General features: G+C 74.2%; 13 protein-coding genes. 8 read left to right on the top strand and 5 right to left on the bottom strand.

What is annotated here, in order from left to right; all coding sequences use genetic code 11:
* Both purB and mug read left to right on the top strand, forming a co-directional pair.
* Window positions 1–1234, top strand: a 1234-nt coding sequence (purB, locus tag AZE13_RS31665; protein ID WP_066939833.1) for an adenylosuccinate lyase, incomplete at its 5' end; no start/stop codon positions are given.
* A gap of 1 nt (window position 1235) precedes the next feature.
* Entirely contained in the window at window positions 1236–1808 is a 573-nt protein-coding gene (mug, locus tag AZE13_RS31660; protein WP_066939831.1) for a G/U mismatch-specific DNA glycosylase, read from the top strand.
* A 27-nt stretch (window positions 1809–1835) separates the two neighbouring features.
* Here mug and AZE13_RS31655 read toward each other — a convergent pair whose 3' ends face one another.
* The gene (locus AZE13_RS31655) at window positions 1836–2285 is read right to left on the bottom strand and encodes a hypothetical protein (RefSeq protein ID WP_066939828.1); all 450 of its coding nucleotides are present in this window, start codon (window positions 2283–2285) and stop codon (window positions 1836–1838) included.
* Between the two features lie 150 nt (window positions 2286–2435).
* Between AZE13_RS31655 and AZE13_RS31650 the strand changes: the two genes are divergently transcribed.
* A complete protein-coding gene (locus AZE13_RS31650; protein WP_066939825.1) occupies window positions 2436–3596 on the top strand; it encodes an ROK family transcriptional regulator in 1161 nt (386 codons plus the stop codon).
* A 120-nt stretch (window positions 3597–3716) separates the two neighbouring features.
* Here AZE13_RS31650 and AZE13_RS31645 read toward each other — a convergent pair whose 3' ends face one another.
* The gene (locus tag AZE13_RS31645; RefSeq protein ID WP_066939823.1) at window positions 3717–4466 is read right to left on the bottom strand and encodes a GntR family transcriptional regulator; all 750 of its coding nucleotides are present in this window, start codon (window positions 4464–4466) and stop codon (window positions 3717–3719) included.
* A 203-nt stretch (window positions 4467–4669) separates the two neighbouring features.
* Here AZE13_RS31645 and AZE13_RS31640 point away from each other — a divergent pair, with 203 nt between their 5' ends.
* Complete coding sequence (locus tag AZE13_RS31640; RefSeq protein ID WP_066939820.1) at window positions 4670–5335, top strand: aspartate/glutamate racemase family protein; 666 nt, start codon at window positions 4670–4672, stop codon at window positions 5333–5335.
* Here AZE13_RS31640 and AZE13_RS31635 read toward each other — a convergent pair.
* A complete protein-coding gene (locus AZE13_RS31635) occupies window positions 5287–6171 on the bottom strand; it encodes an RNA polymerase sigma-70 factor (protein ID WP_066939836.1) in 885 nt (294 codons plus the stop codon). The two genes, AZE13_RS31640 and AZE13_RS31635, sit on opposite strands and share 49 nt — an antisense overlap.
* Window positions 6172–6491: 320 nt before the next feature.
* Here AZE13_RS31635 and AZE13_RS31630 point away from each other — a divergent pair, with 320 nt between their 5' ends.
* From AZE13_RS31630 to AZE13_RS31615, 4 genes are all read left to right on the top strand, one after another.
* Window positions 6492–8066, top strand: coding sequence for an alkaline phosphatase D family protein (locus tag AZE13_RS31630; RefSeq protein ID WP_066939817.1), 1575 nt, complete (start codon window positions 6492–6494; stop codon window positions 8064–8066).
* Between the two features lie 83 nt (window positions 8067–8149).
* Window positions 8150–9532 (top strand): GNAT family N-acetyltransferase, encoded by a 1383-nt coding sequence (locus tag AZE13_RS31625; protein WP_066939816.1) that lies wholly within the window; start codon window positions 8150–8152, stop codon window positions 9530–9532.
* Between the two features lie 170 nt (window positions 9533–9702).
* On the top strand, window positions 9703–11397 hold the full coding sequence (locus tag AZE13_RS31620) for a DUF885 domain-containing protein (protein ID WP_181690512.1): 1695 nt from the start codon (window positions 9703–9705) through the stop codon (window positions 11395–11397).
* Window positions 11398–11573: 176 nt separating this feature from the next.
* A complete protein-coding gene (locus AZE13_RS31615) occupies window positions 11574–12953 on the top strand; it encodes a hypothetical protein (protein ID WP_258528123.1) in 1380 nt (459 codons plus the stop codon).
* Window positions 12954–13001: 48 nt separating this feature from the next.
* Here the strand turns inward: AZE13_RS31615 and AZE13_RS31610 are convergent, their stop codons facing one another.
* Both AZE13_RS31610 and AZE13_RS31605 read right to left on the bottom strand, forming a co-directional pair.
* Entirely contained in the window at window positions 13002–16217 is a 3216-nt protein-coding gene (locus AZE13_RS31610; protein WP_066939807.1) for an AAA family ATPase, read from the bottom strand.
* A complete protein-coding gene (locus tag AZE13_RS31605; RefSeq protein ID WP_066939803.1) occupies window positions 16214–17380 on the bottom strand; it encodes an exonuclease SbcCD subunit D in 1167 nt (388 codons plus the stop codon). The genes AZE13_RS31610 and AZE13_RS31605 overlap by 4 nt, the downstream gene beginning before the upstream one ends.
* Window positions 17381–17532: the final 152 nt, after the last annotated feature.

Raw genomic sequence — 17532 nt, 5'->3', positions numbered from 1 at the left:
CCTGGCCTCGATCGCCGAGCGCGAGAAGGTCACCCGGCACGACGTCAAGGCCCGGATCGAGGAGTTCAACGCCCTGGCCGGCCATGAGCAGGTGCACAAGGGCATGACCTCCCGGGATCTGACGGAGAACGTCGAGCAGCTGCAGGTGCGGCTGTCCCTGGAGCTGATGCGGGACCGTACGGTCGCCGTGCTGGCGCGCCTGGGCTCGCTGGCCGCGCAGCACGCCGAGCTGGTGATGGCCGGCCGCTCGCACAACGTCGCCGCGCAGGCCACCACCCTCGGCAAGCGCTTCGCGACCGCGGCTGACGAACTGCTGGTGGCGTACGACCGGCTGGCGGACCTGCTCTCCCGCTACCCGCTGCGCGGCATCAAGGGCCCGGTGGGCACCGCGCAGGACATGCTGGACCTCCTCGGCGGTGACGCGGCCAAGCTGGCGGAGCTGGAGCAGCGGATCGCCGCGCACCTCGGCTTCGGCCGGGCGTTCACCTCCGTCGGCCAGGTCTACCCGCGCTCCCTGGACTATGACGTGGTCACCACGCTGGTGCAGCTCGCCGCCGCCCCCTCGTCGCTCGCCAAGACGGTCCGGCTGATGGCCGGTCACGAGCTGGTGACCGAGGGCTTCAAGCCCGGCCAGGTCGGTTCCTCGGCGATGCCGCACAAGATGAACACCCGCTCCTGCGAGCGCGTGAACGGCCTGATGGTGATCCTGCGCGGCTACGCGTCGATGGCCGGTGAGCTCTCCGGCGACCAGTGGAACGAGGGCGATGTGTCCTGCTCCGTGGTGCGCCGGGTGGCCCTTCCGGACTCCTTCTTCGCGCTGGACGGCCTGCTGGAGACCTTCCTCACCGTGCTCGACGAGTTCGGCGCCTTCCCGGCCGTCGTCGCCCGTGAGCTGGACCGCTATCTGCCGTTCCTCGCCACGACGAAGGTGCTGATGGGTGCCGTACGCGCCGGTGTCGGCCGCGAGGTGGCACACGAGGCGATCAAGGAGAACGCGGTCGCCTCCGCGCTGGCGATGCGCGAGCAGGGCGCCGAGCGCAACGAGCTGCTGGACAAGCTGGCCGCCGACGCGCGGATCCCGCTGGACCGGGCTCAGCTGGACGACCTGATGGCGGACAAGCTCTCCTTCACCGGTGCCGCCGCCGACCAGGTGGCGTCCGTCGTCGCCCGGATCGAGGAGGTCGCCAAGCAGCACCCGGAGGCCGCCGCGTACACCCCGGGCGCGATCCTCTGACATGCGTTTCACACCCGAAGAGCTGCAGGCCGCTCGTGATCGCCTCGTCCCGGACGTGGCGGCGAGCGGCCTGCGGGTGCTCTTCTGCGGGATCAACCCGGGGCTGATGACGGCGGCCACCGGCCACCACTTCGCCCGGCCCGGCAACCGCTTCTGGCCGGTGCTGCACGCCTCGGGATTCACCCCCCGTCAGTTCAGGCCCGCCGAGCAGGAGGAACTGCTCGCGCACGGACTGGGCATCACCAACGTCGTGGCGCGGGCGACCGCCAGGGCCGACGAGCTGACCGCGGCGGAGTACCGCGAGGGCGGCCGGCTGCTGGCCGAGAAGGTGGCCCGGCTCCGCCCGCGCTGGCTCGCCGTCGCCGGTGTCATGGCGTACCGCGTCGCCTTCGACGACAAGCACGCCACGATCGGACCGCAGGAACGCACCCTGGGCGGCACCCGCATCTGGGCGCTGCCCAACCCGAGCGGTCTGAACGCCCACTGGACGCTGCAGACGATGGCGGAGGAGTACGGGCGCCTGCGCACGGCGGCGTTCGCGGAGCCCGACGCCACGGAGCCCCGGCACGGCTGAGGGTGCGCCGGCCGGCACGAGGGCCCGCTATCCGGCGGTGTCCGCCGCGTCCTCCTCCCCCACCGCCACCAGCAGCTGAAGGGGCAGCTCGGGGTCGCCCTGCCCCACCCCGACGCCGATCCAGCGGCCCCGCACCCGCCAGCCGTGCATCCGCGGCACATATCCGCAGAGCGTGTCCAGCGGGGGCCGCACCGGCAGGCCCGTGGCCGTCCGTTCCAAGCAGGCGGCGAGATCGACGGTTCCGGGTGCGCCCCACCGTAACGAGAGCGCCTGGACCAGCGCCGTCAGCCCGGCCTCGAACTCCTCCTCGGCCTCCGCCACCTCGGTGAGGTCCGCGTCCCAGAACGCCTCGCCGACCCGCAGAGCGGCTATGTGGAAGCCCGGTCCGCTCTCGAACAGAGCGGACCGGCCCCGCTCGGCGGGGAACGGCCGGCGGCGCAGCAGGTCGATGGTGGTCAGCTGCTCGTCCAGTGTCATGCCCTCAGTAAAGCTGCCGGGTCTGACAATTGACTCCCCGTCGCGGGTGCGGGGGCCGTGACGGGCCCCGGCCCGCCCGCCTCCCGGGCTCGCCGCACACCCCCTGACCGGCTACGATCCGCCACATATGCCGAGCGAGGGAGACGGACGTTGGGTCGGCTCACCGGTGGGGATCCCTCCCTGTTGCGACGGATCAACTCCGCGGTGGTGCTGCACGCGCTGCGCGCCGCGGACGCCTCCACGCTCACCCGCCTCGTCCAGGTGACGGGGCTGTCCCGGCCCACGGTCGAGGGTGTGGTCGAAGGGCTGATGGAGACCGGCCTGGTGGTCGAGGTGCCCGCCGAGGAGGGTGAGACCCGCCGTCAGGGCCGTCCGGCGCGCCGGTTCCGGTTCCGTACCGAGGCCGGGCATCTGCTGGGCATCGAGATCGGGCCGCACCGCGTCACGGCCTTGCTGGCCGATCTGAGCGGCCGGGTGGTGGACACCGGGCAGCGTGCCGTGGCGGAGAGCGCCCCGGCCGACGACCGGCTGGAGCGGGTCCGGTCCGTGGTGGCCGATCTGCTGCGCCGTACGGGCGTCCCGCGCGGTTCGCTGCGGGCCGTCGGGGTGGCCACCCCCGGCATCGTGGAGGCGGACGGCACCGTACGGCTGGGCACCGCGCTGCCCGGCTGGACGGGACTCCCGCTGGGCGACCGGCTGCGGCGGTCGTTCCGGTGCCCGGTACTGGTCGAGAACGATGCCAACGCGGCGGTGGTGGCCGAGCACTGGCAGGGCGCGGCGGCCGCCTCCGACGACGTCGTGTTCGTCCTGGCCGGGCTGAGCCCCGGGGCCGGCTCGCTGATCGGCGGCCGGCTGCACCGTGGATTCGGCGGAGCGGCGGGCGAGATCGGCGCGCTGCACCTGCTCGGCCGCGAAGCCAGGCCCGAGAAGCTGCTGTCGACGACCGGTCAGCCGCTGCAGCCCCTGGACGAGGAGCAGGTCGCCGCGGTCTTCGCGGCGGCGCGGGACGGCGACGCACGGGCCCGGGAGGCGGTGGACCGATTCCTCCAGCGGCTGGTGCACGATGTCGCGGCCCTGGTGCTGGCGCTCGACCCCGAGCTGGTGGTGATCGGCGGCTGGGCGGCCGGGCTGTCCGGCGTCCTCACGCCGCTGCGCCGGGAACTGGCGCGCTACTGCCTGCGGCCCCCGCAGGTCGCGCTGTCGCGCCTGGGCGAGGCGGCGGTCGCCACCGGCGCGCTGCGACTGGCCCTGGACCATGTGGAAAGCGAACTCTTCGCGGTGGACACCACGGCAACCTCCCGCCGCCGCTGAACCGACCACCTCCGCGCACAACCTCCGGGAATACCCGCCCCACCCCACCTCGTTATGGCCCTGCAGGGGGCCATGGCATCCCCTAGGGAATCCGTTCGACCCGCCCCTAGGGAATATCCCCTACCCGGCCAGCAGTGGCAGTGTCGTGCTTTCACCGAAGGTCAGCCGGCAGGTGTCCGCGCGGTACGTCGCCACGGACACGGCGGTGGTGCGGCCGTCGGAGACATAGCGGGTCGTCACCACCAGAACGGGCGCGCCGGGCAGGCGGTCCAGCTGCTTGGCGTCCTCGGCACGGGCCGAGCCGAGTTCCACTGTGCGGTCCTGGCCGTCCAGCCGCAGTTCCTGCAGCGCGCGCAGCACGGCGCGGGCGCGGGCCGGTGCGGTGAGGGCCGCGGCCGATTCGGCGCATCCGGGGACCGCGGCCGCCGGTACGTACAGCAACTCGGCGGCGACGGGCCGGCCCTGGGTGAGCCTGGTGCGGCGCACGATGTGCACCCGGTCGCCAGGAGCGGTCGCCAGCATGCGGGCCACGGCGGACGGCACGGTGTCGCTCTCGGCCGCGTCGGCCGGCTGCCAGTCGTCGCCGGGGGCGCCGGGCCAGCTGTGCCGTGCGGGGCCGACGGCGACGCCGACGCGCGGCGGGGCGACCGTGGTGCCCACGCCGCGGCGGCGCTGCAGCCGGCCCTCCAGTTCCAGCTGTTCGAGCGCCTGTCGCAGCGTGGCCCGGGCGACGCCGAACCGGGCTGCCAGATCACGCTCGTTGGGCAGAATCTCACCGACCGCGAACTCCGAGTCCAGCGCGTCGCTGAGCACGGTCTTGAGGTGCCAGTACTTCGGCTCCGGCGCCGTTTCGAGCTGCGTGGTCCCCACCTGTCCTCCGCACTGGCCGCTGCCCACCGGGGCAGTACCCCCATCGAATCCGGGCCCGCACACGAGGCGTCGGCGATGCGCTCCCGCCCGCGCGCCCGGTGATGAACGCTTCTTTATGAAAGGTTGTTGCAGTATCCCGAAGATATGGCCGTCCTCACCCTTGGTCAAGACCAATCCCGCATCCGTTCGCTACCCTTGCGGCCATGCTCGCCGTACTCCACACCGCGCCCGTCCACGTCCCGGTCTTCGACGCGCTGCGCGACGAGGAGGCCCCCGGCCTGGCGCTGCGTCACTTCGTACGTCCGGAACTCCTGGACCGGGCAAGGGCGCAGGGGCCGGAAGCCGTCGGCGAGGAGATCTCCGCGGTGCTCGGGGCGGCCGCGGGGGACGGGGCGCGGGCGGCGCTGTGCACCTGCTCGACGATCGGCGGGGCCGCGGAGGCGGCCGGTGCCGCGGCCGGGCTCCCGACCCTGCGGGTGGACCGTCCGATGGCCGCGGCGGCCGTCGCCGCCGGACCGCGCATCGCCGTGCTCGCCGCGCTGGAGAGCACCCTCGCGCCCACCGGGGACCTGATCGCCGAGGAGGCCGGCCGGGCCGGGCGCGCGGTCGGCGTGCGGACGGTGCTGGTGGCGGGCGCCTGGGAGCGTTTCGAGGCCGGTGACACCGCGGGGTATCTGGCGGCGGTCGACTCCGCGGTGCGGCGGGTGCGGGACGCCGATGTGGCCGTCCTGGCCCAGGCGTCCATGGCACCGGTGGCGGACGCTCCGGGCCACCGGGTGCCGGTGCTGTCGAGCCCGCGCCTCGGCCTGCGGGCCGCCGCTCAGCGGGCGGCCAGCGACGCCAGCTTCTCCGGGTTGCGCACGACGTAGACCGTCTGGACCCGGCCGCCCTGGATGCCGAGCTGGAGGACGGTGTCGGGTACGCCGTTGTGGCGGGTCAGCATGGCGATGCCACCGTTGAGTTCGAGGAACGTGTACTCCGCCGCCGGGTCCGGATTCCTGGCGACGGCGCAGAGGAAGCGGGCGACCTTGTCCGCGGACTCGATGACCCGCAGCGGGGCCTTGGCCTTGCCGCCGCTGTCGCCGACCAGCCGGGCGTCCGCGGCCAGCAGGCTCAGCAGCCCCTCCAGGTCGTCGCCGGCGGCCGCGGCGAGGAACCGCTCGGTCAGGTCGCGCTGCCGGGCCGGATCGACCTCGAAGCGCGGTGTGCCCTCCTCGACATGCCGCCGGGCCCGGCCCGCCAGCTGGCGCACCGCTTCCGCACTGCGGTCCAGGGCGGTGGCGATCTCCGCGTACGGGTAGCCGAACGCCTCACGGAGCACGAACACGGCGCGCTCCAGCGGGGAGAGCGACTCCATGACGACGAGCATGGCGAGGGTGACGGACTCGGTGAACACCGCCCGGTCCGCGGTGTCCGGCGCGGTCCCGGCGGCGTCGGTCGCCAGTGGCTCCGGCAGCCAGGGTCCCACGTAGGACTCGCGCCGCGACTGCACCTGCCGCAGCCGGTCGATGGCCAGCCGGGTGGTGATGCGTACGAGGTAGGGGCGCGCCTCGCGTACCTCGGTCCGGTCGGCGCCCGCCCAGCGCAGCCAGGCGTCCTGCACCACGTCCTCGGCGTCGGCCACCCGGCCGAGCATCCGGTAGGCGACCCCGAACAGTACGGGGCGGTGTTCCTCGAAGACCTCGGTCACGGAATCCTTCAGCACTCCCCCATCCCATCCGGCCGTCCCCGCGTTGTCCAGCGAAAACGGCGCGGTGCGAGGTTCGCCACCACGCGATGCGACGGTCACCGCCACGGTGCCGCGGGCGGCACGGGGCGGCGGGCGGCACGGGGCATCACGGCCGGTGACGTGCTGGCGGCCGGCCGGTGGTCCTGCGACCATGGCCCGGCCGGTGGGGCCCACGTCCGCGGCCCGGCCCGGCACGTGGCCGAACAGGCCGGTGTTCACCGTCCGTTCGGCCGTGCGGCACCGGACAGCGGTACGAACGGGTGTCACCGCACTCGCTCACGGCATGGAGGTTTCCGATGGCGCAGGGATCCGGCGGCGGTTTCGGACGGCGCTCGCTGCTGCGGAGCGCCGCGGCGGGTTCCGCGGCGCTGGCGCTTCCGGCGCTCTGCGGCGCGGCGCCGGCCCAGGCCCGCAGCGGGCGGCCGGGTGCCGCCTGGGGCGTGCAGGCCGGTGACGTGACGACGTCCTCGGGGCTGGTCTGGGTGCGGTCCGACCGTCCGGCCCGGATGGTGGTGCAGACCGCGGCGACCGAGTCGTTCCGTCACGCCAGAACCTGGCACGGGCCGGTACTGGGGCCGGACACCGACTTCACCGGTGTCACCGCGCTGCACGGTCTGCCGGCCGGTGAGCAGATCCACTACCGGGTGCTGCTGGCCGACCCGGACGACCCGCGCCGCACCGGCGAGCCGGTGCCGGGCACGTTCCGTACGGCTCCGACGGGCGGGCACGCGGATGTGCGTTTCCACTGGTCGGGCGATCTCGCCGGCCAGGGCTGGGGGATCAACCCGGAGCGCGGCGGCTACCGGGTCTTCGAGGACATGCGGCGCCGGAACCCGGACTTCTTCCTGTGCAGCGGCGACGCCATCTACGCGGACGGCCCGATCACCGGCACGGTGCCCCTGCCGGACGGCCGGATCTGGCGGAATGTGACGACCGAGGAGAAGGCGAAGGTCGCCGAGACGCTCGCGGAGTTCCGTGGCGCGTTCCGGTACAACCTCCTGGACGCCAACCTGCGCCGGTTCAACGCCCAGGTGCCCACGATCGTCCAGTGGGACGACCACGAGGTGCACAACAACTGGTATCCGGGCCAGCTGCTCGACGACGACCGGTACACGGAGAAGGACGCGGACGTCCTGGCCGCCCGGTCGCTGCGCGCCTTCGGCGAGTACTTCCCGGTCCGTACGCTGCGGCCCGACGGGGGAGGCCGGGTCTACCGCGTGGTGCGGCACGGCCCGCTGCTCGACGTGTTCGTACTGGACATGCGCCGCTACCGCAACGCCAATTCACCCGGCCGGCAGACCGACGACCCGCGGGGCATCCTGGGGGCCGAGCAGCTGCGCTGGCTCAAGCGGGAGCTGTCGCGTTCGCGGGCGGTCTGGAAGGTGATCGCCTCCGACCTGCCGCTGGGCCTGGTCGTGCCGGACGGCAAGACGGACTTCGAGGCGGTGGCGCAGGGTGATCCGGGTGCTCCGCTGGGCCGCGAGCGGCAGCTGGCCGAGCTGCTGCGGCACATCAAGCACGCCCGGATCACCGGCACCCTGTGGCTCACGGCGGACGTCCACTACACATCGGCGCAGCACTACGCACCGGAGCGGGCGGCGTTCGGGGATTTCGAGCCGTTCTGGGAGTTCGTGTCGGGGCCGCTGAACGCGGGCGGGTTCCAGGCGGTGGCGCTCGACGGAACGTTCGGGCCGGCTCAGGCGTTCGTCAGGGCACCGGACCGTGCCAACACCTCCCCGGCGGAGAGCCCGCAGAACTTCGGCGAGATCGACATCGACGGGGCGAGCGGGGAGCTGACGGTGCGGCTGCGCCAGGAGGGGGGAAAGGTGCTGTTCAGCAAGGTGCTCCAACCAGGACGAGTAGGGCAGTAAGGGCCAATACCCCGATTGCTCCTTTTACCCGTCGGACACACGGTGTTGGTGATCAGGCAACACCTGTCGGTGAGGCTGTGTGCATGACTGAAGCATCCTCTGCCCGTTCGGCCCGCCGCCACCACTGGCGCCGGGAGGTCGTCGAGCTGGCCGCGCTGTTCACGGCGGTGGCGGTGGCCGACGCCGCCGCCAACACCGTCGCGCACGGCCCGTCGGGCCCGGCCCTGCTGTGCGCCGCGGCGGTGGCCCTGGTGGCCACGGCGGCGTTCCACGTCTGGTGGTCCCGACGCCATGAGCACGCCCCACCGCCGACCGATACCGGCGCCACGGCACCGTCACCCACCGCCCCGGCTCCCGGGGCGGGCGGCCAGGAGACGGTGCTGTGGCGGATGCGGACCACGGTCCGTGACGAGCCGGGCAGCCTGGCCGCGCTGTGCACGGCGCTGGCCGCACAGCACGTGGACATACTGAGTCTGCAGACCCACCCGCTGTCCGCGGGCACGGTCGACGAGTTCCTGCTGCGGGCACCCGGCTCGCTGGCGCCCAGGGAGCTGACCCGTACGGTGGCCGGCGCGGGCGGCACCGACAGCTGGCTGGAGCGGGCCGACGCGCACGATCTCGTCGACGCCCCGACCCGGATGCTCGGCCTGGCGACCCGCACGGCCCTGGACTCCGCGGAACTCCCCCTGGTGCTCCGGCAGTTGCTGGGCCGCTGCACGATCCGCTCGGTGCCCGCCCGCTCGCTGACGGGGCAGCCGCTGGCCGAGGAGGTCCCCGCCGAGGGGGTGCTGGAGGAGTTCGCGATGACGTTCCGCGACCCGTCCGGCGGCTCGCTGACCATCGAACGGCCGCAGTTGCCGTTCACCCCCACCGAGTTCGCCCGGGTCCGGGCGCTGGTCGAGCTGGACGCCCGGCTCGGCCGGCGGGTGCCGCCGCGCCGCGAGGTGCTCACCCTGCCGGAGGGCGACGAGATCACGGTCCGCCGCGCCGACGCCGCCGACCTGGCCGCGGCCCGCGAGATGCACGACCGCTGCTCGTCGCGGACCCTGGCGCTGCGCTACCACGGCCCGGTCGGGGACGCGGACCGCTACCTGGAGCATCTGCTGAGCCCGCGGTTCGGCCGCACCCTGGTGGTGGAGACGTCCGGCCGGCTGGTGGCGCTCGGCCATCTGCTGTGGGACGGCGACGAGACCGAGGTGGCGCTGCTGGTCGAGGACGTCTGGCAGCAGCGCGGCATCGGCGCGGAGCTGCTGCGCCGGCTGGTGACGATGGCCGCGGAGGCCGGCTGCGAGAGCGTCTACGCGATCACTCAGGCCTCCAACACGGGCATGGTGGCGGCGATGCGCGGCCTCGGACTGCCGCTCGACTACCAGATCGAGGAGGGCACACTGGTGATCACTACCCGTCCGGCGGGCGTCCCGGCCCACAGCGTCGGCGCCGCCCAGGACGGCACCGGGAGCCGCTGATCCGGCCCCTCCCGCCCGGCACCGCTCCCCCCGCCATCACCCCGCCACGGCCGGCCCGGCGTTCCGACGCCCGGCCGGCCGCCGCATGAGGCAATGCCGCTGTAAAGCGACAGGCACGTACGGCTTATTGAGGGTGACGCGGCGGGGCTATCCGTACGAGGATGGCCACCATGCCCAACACCACTCCTTCCGCGGGCGGCGAGCTGCCCCGCCAGGTCGCCGACGCCTACGTCGACGCCCTCGTCGACCTGGACCCGATCACCGGCACCTTCCTCGGCGTCCCCGAGAGCTCGAGCAGACTCCCCGACTTCTCTCCGACAGGCCAGGAAGCGGTGGCCCAACTCGCCCGTACGACACTGGAGAAGCTCACCGATGCCGAGGCGCGGCCGGGCGCGGAGAGCCCCGCCGAGCGGGTCTGCGCCCGGCTGCTGCGCGAGCGGCTGACCGCCGAACTGGCCGTGCACGAGGCGGGCGAGGGCCTGCGCACGGTCAGCAACCTCAGCTCACCGCTGCACCACGTCCGGGAGGCCTTCACGCTCACGCCCGCCGAGACCGAAGCGGACTGGGCGGCGATCGCCCGGCGGCTCCGTGCCGTACCGGACGCGCTGGACGGCTACCGCGCCGCACTGGACGCCGGACTCAAGCGGGACCTGCCCGCCGGGCCGCGTCAAGTCGCCACCGTCATCGGCCAGTTGGACGAGTGGATCGGCGCCGACCGCAGCTGGTTCGCCGAGTTCACCGCGCCCGGCCCGGACGCCCTGCGCACCGAGCTCACCGAGGCCGCGGCGGTCGCGACCGGCGCGCTGACGGAGCTGCGCGACTGGTTCCGGGACCGCTACGCACCGGCCGTCGCCGGCGCACCGGACGTCGTGGGCCGGGACCGCTACACCCTCCTGGCCCGCTACTACAACGGCGCCGACCTCGACCCGGACGAGGCGTACGCGTACGGCTGGTCCGAGTTCCACCGGCTGCTGGCCGAGATGCAGACCGAGGCAGAGAAGGTCCTGCCCGGCGCGAAGACCCCGTGGGAGGCGCTGGCCTGGTGCGACGATCACGGTGAGGCGGTCGAGGGCGCCGAGGAGACCCGGCAGTGGCTGCAGTCGCTGATGGACGAGACCATCGAAGCGCTGGACGGCACCCACTTCGACCTGGCCGAGCGGGTGCGCCGGGTCGAGTCGCGGATCGCCCCGCCCGGCAGCGCCGCCGCCCCGTACTACACCCAGCCGTCGCTGGACTTCTCCCGCCCCGGCCGCACCTGGCTGCCGGTGAGGGGCGAGACCCGCTTCCCGGCGTACGACCTGGTCTCGACCTGGTACCACGAGGGGGTGCCGGGCCATCACCTCCAGCTGGCGCAGTGGGTGCACGTCGCCGACCGGCTCTCGCGGTACCAGACGACGGTGGGCATCGTCAGCGCCAACGTCGAGGGCTGGGCGCTGTACGCCGAGCGCCTGATGGACGAACTCGGCTTCCTGACCAGCGCCGAGCGGCGGCTGGGCTACCTGGACGCGCAGATGATGCGGGCCATCCGGGTCATCATCGACATCGGTATGCACCTGGAGCTGGAGATCCCGGCGGACTCCCCGTTCCACCCCGGTGAGCGCTGGACGCCGCAGCTGGCCCAGGAGTTCCTGACCCGCCACTGCGGCAGGCCGGCCGACCACGTCGAGAGCGAGATCATCCGCTACCAGGGCATGGCGGGCCAGGCGATCGGCTACAAGCTCGGCGAGCGGGTCTGGCTGCGCGGCCGGGACGCGGCCCGCGCCCGGCACGGCGCGGACTTCGACCTCAAGGCCTGGCACATGGCGGCGCTGTCACAGGGGTCGCTGGGCCTGGACGACCTGCTGACGGAGCTGTCCGCGCTCTAGCGCCCCGCCCGGCAACGTCCGCCCGGGAGGACGTTGCCGGGCGTCGCGACGGAACGGACGTCGCCTGCCGGCCGCGTCCGGTCCGTCACCCTTCCGCGTCCGTTTCGTAGCCGTGTCCCGGCAACCGTTCGGCACCCCGTTCGGTCTGGTCCTGCATGAAGGTTTCGAGAGCGGGCATGCGACGGCGACGTGCGGCCTCAGGCGGGGTGGCCGCGCTGCTGGTCGTGCTCGGCGGGACGGTGGCTTCCTGCGGCGCGGAGCGGTCCTCCGGGGCGGAGAAGCCCTCCCGGGCCGCGGAAGTGAAGGTGGACGCGCCGGGTACGTACTACCTTCACCACCTCACGGAGTCGGACGGCGACCAGGCCACCGACATGCCGGGCCAGGCCTACTCCATCGGTTTGCGAGCGAGCGGGCGTTCCCCGGGCAAAGAGCCGCTCACCGCCAAGAACGTCAAGGTGACCATTGATCTGTCCGCCGTCACGAACAGGGCGAGTATCGAGCGGGTGGACACCCAGGAGGGGTGCGCACGCTCCGGTGACGTCATCACCTGCTCCCCGAGGGATGTCGAGGAGGGCAAGGACGCAATATTCGCGCCGTTCAGCATGAAGTCACGACCGGGTGCGGCGAAGGGCCCGGCCGGACCCGTGAAGACCACCGTCACCAGCGCCAACGCGCCCACCGTGCACCACACCACCCAACTGGTCATCGGTTCGCCCTTCTTGACGTCGCGTCAGGAGGAGGAGCCGCTGACCGGCGTGCAGCCCGGCTCCGAGGTGAAGCTGACGCCCGCCTTCGGCAACCGCGGAGACATCGGTATCGACGACGACCTCAGCCTCGTGGTGGAGGCGAAGGGGCAGACAAGCCTGCGCAGGCAGTACGGCAACTGCCGCTATGACAAGGCCGTCTCGCCCGCCAAGGCGGTGTGCCAGGTCTCCGGCCCGCTGCCGGCCGGGGCGGCCTACGAAACCGACAAGCCGATCACGGCCGTGGCCGACAGGACAGGGAGGCAGGGGAAGCTCTCCTACACCGTGTACCGGGCCCACGACATGCCGATCGCCGAACTGCTTCCCGGCTCGGCCCCGCGGGGAACCGGCGCGCCGCTCGGGCTCCGTCCCGTCGACGGCAGCGGCAGCGGTTTCGCCGGGAACGGGAGCACCGAGCAGGCCGGCGGTGAGCTGACGTTCCGCACCACCCGGATCCACGACCTGCAGACCGCCGGATTCACCATCAAAGGCAGGGTGGGCCGGTCGCTCGACATCGATGTGCTGGCCCTGGACGGCGGCCACTCCCCGGATGACGTGCGGCTGACCCTGCCCGAGGGCGTCAGCCTGGAGGGGCACCGCGAGGGGGAGCCCGGCGAAATCCTCTTCTGTGGATACACCGAGGAGAAGAACGGGACGATAGGGTGCCCCGGCGGGATGACCACCCCGACGCTGCGGGTTCGTATCGACAAGCGGGTCGAGGGAGCCCAGGGCACGATCTCCGTGCGCTCCGATCCGAAGGACCCGGACCCGGACAACAACTCTGCCCCGATCAAGGTCGAGTACCTCGACTGAGGGCTGTGAGGACCGCCGAGCGGGCCGGAAGCGCCCCCCGGCGGGCGGTCAGCAGCCGTCGGGGACGCTGTGCCGCACCGTCGAGCCCGCCCGGTCCTTGACGACCTCCAGCTGTGCCGGGATGCGTCGTCTGAGGTCGGCGACGTGGCTGACGATGCCGACGCTGCGGTCGCGTTCGCGGAGGGAGTCGAGGACGTCGAGGACCTCGTCGAGGGTCTGTTCGTCGAGGCTGCCGAAGCCCTCGTCGATGAAGAGGGTGTCCAGCCGGGTGCCGCCCGCCTCGTCGGTGACGACATCGGCGAGGCCCAGGGCCAGGGCGAGCGAGGCGAAGAAGGTCTCGCCGCCGGAGAGGCCGGCGGTGTCCCGTTCGCGGCCGGTCCAGGCGTCGATGACGTGCAGTCCGAGGCCGGAGCGCCGGGCGCCGCCGGCCCGTTCGTCGGAGTGGACGAGGGTGTAGCGGCCGGCGGACATCCGGTGCAGCCGGACGCTGGCGGCGGCCGCGACCTGTTCGAGCCGGGCGGCGAGGACGTACGACTCCAGGCGCATCCGCCGCTCGTTCTCGGCGGAGGTGCCGGAGGCGAGGGCGGCGAGCCGGGCGATCCGGTCGTGGGCGGCGCGCAGCGGGGCCAGCCGGCGGGCGTCGTCCTCGGCGCGGGTGGAGAGCCGGTCGAGTGCGGTGAGGCGTTCCCGGGCGGTGGTGTGGGCCGTCGCGGCCGCGCGCAGCCGGTCCGCGGCGGCCCGGTGCGCGGTCCGCGCGGCCTCCGGGTCGGCGGGCGGCAGTCCGGCCGCGGTCCGCGCCTCGGGGTCGGCCAACTCGGCCGTCACGGCGGCCGATTCGGCCTGCCAGTCGTCGAGCCGTTGTTGCAGGGCCTGCCAGGCGTCGTCCCGCAGCAGGGCCTCGGCGGCGGCCTGCGGGGTGGCGAACCCGGCCCGGTGGGCGGCGTCGGACGCCCCGTCGTCGGCTTCCCCGACCCGCTGGACGCAGGCCTCCGCCGTACGGGACGCCTCGGCCGCGGCGGCGAGCACCGCCACCTGCTGCTCCAGCCGGCCGGCCCGTTCGGCGACGCTCGCGCTGTCGCCCCGTGCCCGGTCCAGTTCCTCGTCCAGGGCGGCCCGTTCGCGGTCGAGGGCGTCGCGGCGGGAGGTGCGGGCGGCGGCCCGGCGGTCGGCCTGCTGCTGGTCGGCGAGCCGCCGTTCGTACTCCCGCTCGGCACGGGCGAGCGCCTCGCGGGCGGCGTGCAGGTCCGCGCCGAGCTCATGGTCGCGGTCGTGCGCGGTGCGCAGCTCTTCGAGCCGGTCGGCGAGTTCGGCGGCCGGGGTGTCGCCCGCGGCGGCGGTGGCGCCGGCCAGGGCCTCCCTGACCGACTGGAGGTCCGCCTCGGCCCGCTGCCGGGTCTCCTCGGCCCGGCGGTGCGCGGCCAGCGCGGCCTCCTCGGCGGCGCGGTCCACATGGCCGGCGCCGGCCCGGGCCGGATCGGGGTGGTCGGTGGACCCGCACACCGCGCACGCCCGGCCGTCGCGCAGCCCGGCCGCGAGCTCGGCGGCGATGCCGCGCAGCCGGCGGTCCTTGAGGTCGAGCCAGTGCTCGTGTGCCGCCGCGGAGCGTTCCCGGGCGGCGAGCAGTTCGCCTTCCGCCGCCCGGAGTTCGCCGTCGAGCCGGTCGCGGCGGCGGGCCGCGGCGAGGCGTTCCCCGGCCGGTTCGATCCGGGCGCCGAGCTGTTCGGCCCGGGTCGCGGCTTCCTGGGCGGTGTCGATGCGCCGCTGGTGGGCGCGGCGGGTGCCGTCCCAGCCGGCGAGCCATTCGGCGGCGTCCAGCAGCGTCTGCTCGTCGGCGCGCGCCTCGCGGTCGAGGGCGTCCCGTTCGCGGCCGATGTCGGCGGCCCGCCGTTCGGCCCGCCGGGCCGCCCCGAGCGATCCCAGCTCCTCCCGCAACCGGGCTTCCTCGGCGGCGAGTTGCCCGCTTCCGGCGTCCGCGAGGCCGGACGGCAGCGGGTCGCGGTGCCGGCGCTCGGCGCGCCGCGCGGTGTCCAGTTCGCGCCGGGCGGCGTCGCGCAGGGCGAGCGCGGGTGCGACCTCGGCGGCGGCACGGGCCCGTGCCAGCCGTTCGCGGGTGCGCTCCCGCTCCTCGGCGTGTGCGTCGAGCCGGGCGGCCCGGCGGCGGGCGTCGGCGTACCGCTGCTGGAGGCGGTGCCGCTCGCGGGCCTCGGTCAGCCGCCCGGCCGCGTCCTGCTCGGCCTCCTCGGCCGCCCGCTCCGCGGCCCGGGCGATCTCCAGCCGCTCCCGTGCGTTCACCCTGGCGATCGCGGCGCCGGCCAGCACGGCCTCGGTGAAGCCCGGCTCGCCGGGGCCCGGTGCCGCCGGGGCCTCGCCGCCGGGGCCGGCCGACGCGGCGGCTCCGCGCCGGCCGCCTCGTCCGCCGCCGCCGGCCTGCCCCGGTACGGTCGCGGTCACCGTCCCCGCAGCCGTAGCCGCCCCCGTCGCCGTCCGCCGGCCCGTCGTCGTCCGCCGGCGCCCGCCGGCCGGGCCCACGGCAGCGGTCAGGCCGGCCGGACCCACGGCAGCCGCCGGGCCGTCGCTCTCGCCGGCCGCCTCCGCCATCCGGTGCGCCAGCGCCAGCAGCCGCTCGTCACCCGCCACGACCTGGTCCGCGGCGGTCCTGCGGCGCGCGTTCAGCCGCTCCTCGAGCGCGGCGAAGCGTTGGGTGTCGAAGAGCCGTCCGAGCAGCCGGGCGCGGGCCTCCGCGTCGGCCCGCAGAAAGCGCGCGAAGTCCCCCTGCGGCAGCAGGGCGACCTGGCAGAACTGCTCCTTGTTCATCCCGAGCAGCTGTCCGATCTCCTCGCCGATCTCCTGGTGCGAGCGGCTCAGCGCCTTCCACTCGCCCGTCCCACCGTCGCCGTGCGGTACGAACTCCCGGAGCCGGCTCTGTGCCTTCTCCTTCGTCGTCCCGCTGCCCCGCTTCTTGGGGCGGTGCTGCTCGGGCAGCCGGACGAGCTCCAGCCGCCGTCCGGCCACGGTCAGTTCGAGGACGACCTCGGTGAGGGTCAGCGGGTCCGCGAGATCGCTGCGCAGCGCCTGGCCGTTCTGCCGCGTGCCGGGCACCGATCCGTACAGCGCGAAGCACACCGCGTCCAGGACGGAGGTCTTGCCCGCGCCGGTCGGACCGTGCAGCAGGAACAGCCCGTCGCGCGCGAGCCGGTCGAAGTCGACGGTCTGGGTGGCGGCGAACGGCCCGAAGGCGGTCACCGTCAGCCGGTGCAGTCTCATCGCGCCCCCTCGGCCGCCGCCTCGTCGAGGCGTACCTCGTCGATGGCCGAGCGCAGTTCGGCGCGTTCCTGCGCATCGGCCGTGCGGCCGGGCCGTACGTGCGCCACGAAGTCCTCGGCGATCTCCTGGTCGCTGCGCCCCCGGAGCCGCTGGGCGTACGAGGCCGCGGCGCGGGCGGGTTCCTCCTCGGGGTCGAAGACGAGAGCAAGAATGTGGGGGAAGCGCTTGGCGAGCCGGGCCATCGGCTCGGGCGGGCGGGCGGCGTCGGTGAGCGTCGCCTCCAGCCAGGAGTCCTCGTGGCGGGCCAGCGCCGGGTCGTCCAGCAGCCGTTCCAGGGGTCCGCGGAGCCGGGCCAGCGGCCGCGGCACCGGACAGTCCACCCGCTCGGCCCGCACGGCGCCGGCCGCGTCGAGGTCGACCACCCAGGCCGACTTGCGGTGGCCTGCCTCGGAGAAGGAGTAGGCGAGCGGCGATCCGGAGTAGCGGATCCGCTCCGTGAGGGTCTGGCAGCCGTGCAGATGGCCGAGGGCGGCGTAGTCCACGCCGTCGAAGACGGCCGCGGGGACGGAGGCGGCCCCGCCGACGGTGATGTCGCGCTCGCTGTCGCTCACCGCGCCGCCGGTGACGAAGGCGTGCGCCAGCACCACCGAGCGCGTCCCCTCCGGGCGGCCGGCGAGGTCGGCCCGTACCCGGTCCATGGCCGCGCCCAGCACGGCCGCGTGGTCGGCCCGTGCCGCGCCGAGGGTGTCCCGTGCCAGGGCGGGTTCCAGGTAGGGCAGTCCGTAGAGCGCCACCGGGCCGTGCGCGTCGGTGAGCAGGACGGGCGTGCCGCAGCCGGCCGGGTCGGTGCGCAGGTGGATCCCGGCGCGCTCCATCAGTCCGGAGCCGACGCCGAGGCGGCGGGCGGAGTCGTGGTTGCCGGAGATCATGACGGTGGGTACGCCGAGGCCGGCGAGCCGGTGCAGGGCGTCGTCGAAGAGTTCGACGGCGGCGAGCGGCGGCACGGCCCGGTCGTAGACGTCGCCGGCGACCAGCACCGCGTCGATCTCCCGGGCGCGCACCGTCTCGACGAGGTGGTCGAGGAACGCCCGCTGGGCGGTGAGCAGGTTCACACGGTGGAAGGACCGCCCCAGATGCCAGTCGGAGGTGTGCAGGAATCTCAACTGTCCGCTCCGACCTGCACGTTTTCCCCTCCGCTTGCCTACCGGCCGCCGATCCGACATCGCATTCTCGCACCCGTGGCGGGTGAGTCCGGTGGCGGGCACCGTGTCAGGTGCCGGGGCCGGGCACCGGAGCCGGACTGCGGGGCGGCACC

The organism is Streptomyces sp. NBRC 110611, from assembly GCF_001590865.1.
Taxonomy (GTDB): domain Bacteria; phylum Actinomycetota; class Actinomycetes; order Streptomycetales; family Streptomycetaceae; genus Streptomyces.
The sequence above is the reverse complement of the archived record's forward strand: the minus strand, read 5'-3'. Positions and strand labels throughout refer to the sequence as shown.

What these genes read in the sequence shown, in the direction of transcription:
- mug (WP_066939831.1), top strand. Translation starts at nt 1,236, where the DNA reads ATGCGTTTCACACCCGAAGAGCTGCAGGCCGCTCGTGATCGCCTCGTC.
- AZE13_RS31655 (WP_066939828.1), bottom strand. Translation starts at nt 2,285, where the DNA reads ATGACACTGGACGAGCAGCTGACCACCATCGACCTGCTGCGCCGCCGG.
- AZE13_RS31640 (WP_066939820.1), top strand. Translation starts at nt 4,670, where the DNA reads ATGCTCGCCGTACTCCACACCGCGCCCGTCCACGTCCCGGTCTTCGAC.
- AZE13_RS31630 (WP_066939817.1), top strand. Translation starts at nt 6,492, where the DNA reads ATGGCGCAGGGATCCGGCGGCGGTTTCGGACGGCGCTCGCTGCTGCGG.
- AZE13_RS31625 (WP_066939816.1), top strand. Translation starts at nt 8,150, where the DNA reads ATGACTGAAGCATCCTCTGCCCGTTCGGCCCGCCGCCACCACTGGCGC.
- AZE13_RS31620 (WP_181690512.1), top strand. Translation starts at nt 9,703, where the DNA reads ATGCCCAACACCACTCCTTCCGCGGGCGGCGAGCTGCCCCGCCAGGTC.
- AZE13_RS31615 (WP_258528123.1), top strand. Translation starts at nt 11,574, where the DNA reads ATGCGACGGCGACGTGCGGCCTCAGGCGGGGTGGCCGCGCTGCTGGTC.
- AZE13_RS31610 (WP_066939807.1), bottom strand. Translation starts at nt 16,217, where the DNA reads ATGAGACTGCACCGGCTGACGGTGACCGCCTTCGGGCCGTTCGCCGCC.